General features: G+C 46.1%; 1 protein-coding gene. It reads left to right on the top strand.

What is annotated here, in order from left to right:
- The first annotated feature begins 53 nt into the window (after positions 1 to 53).
- Positions 54 to 817, top strand: a protein-coding gene (locus OM416_RS32015; RefSeq protein WP_413775855.1) for an IS5 family transposase whose coding sequence is annotated in 2 segments (ribosomal slippage) — positions 54 to 395 and positions 398 to 817 — 762 coding nt in all. Because the reading frame shifts where the segments join, the coding sequence is not laid out codon by codon here.
- The last annotated feature ends 19 nt before the right edge of the window (positions 818 to 836 follow it).

Genomic DNA, 836 nt, shown 5'->3' with positions numbered 1-836 from the left:
TAGGGCGTGTCTTCAAACTGATTAAATGGTAATAGATGGGTTAATTATATTAAATGAATACACGATACGAAATTCACGAAAGACAATGGCGGCTAATTCAAGATTTGTTTCCACCTGAACGAAAACCACAAGGAGGACGTCCCGCAGTGGACAATCGGATCATGTTAAACGCAATGCTATGGGTAGCTCGTTCAGGTGCCCCTTGGCGTGATCTACCAGACCACTTCCCCAATTGGAAATCCGTCTACACCCGCTTTCGACGCTGGCAGAAAGCGGGCATTTGGGATGAAGTATTAAAGCATGTTTCCCTAGACTCTGACGAGGAAAGTGTGATGATTGACGCCACGATTGTGCGAGTTCACCAGCATGGATCAGGCGCAAAAGGGGGCAAAGCAAGCAAGCGATCGGACGTTCCCGAGGTGGATTAAGTACGAAAATTCATGCGGTAGTTGACGCGTTAGGAAATCCACTTCGCTTTGACTTGACCGGAGGCGAAGCGCATGACTCCGTCCAAGGTTTTGACATCCTTAAAAGTATGAAACTGACCCGGAAGCAAGTCCTAGCAGACCGAGCATATGATACGAATGCCATTCGGGCCTTTTTAAAGGAACAACAGGCCATACCGGTGATTCCCGGAAAGAAAAATCGCCGAGTGACCTTGAAATATGATTGGGATGTCTACAAAGAGCGCCATTTGGTGGAATGCTTCTTTAATAAAGTAAAGAATTATCGTCGGTTAGCGACTCGTTATGATAAATTAGCGTGTACATTTAAGTCTTTTTTGGCCTTGGCATCCATTATGGTGTGGCTTGCTTGAGTTTGAAGACACGCCCTAG

It is taken from the genome of Paenibacillus sp. LS1 (assembly GCF_026013365.1).
Classification (GTDB): domain Bacteria; phylum Bacillota; class Bacilli; order Paenibacillales; family Paenibacillaceae; genus Paenibacillus.
This window is presented reverse-complemented; position numbering and strand designations above follow the sequence as displayed.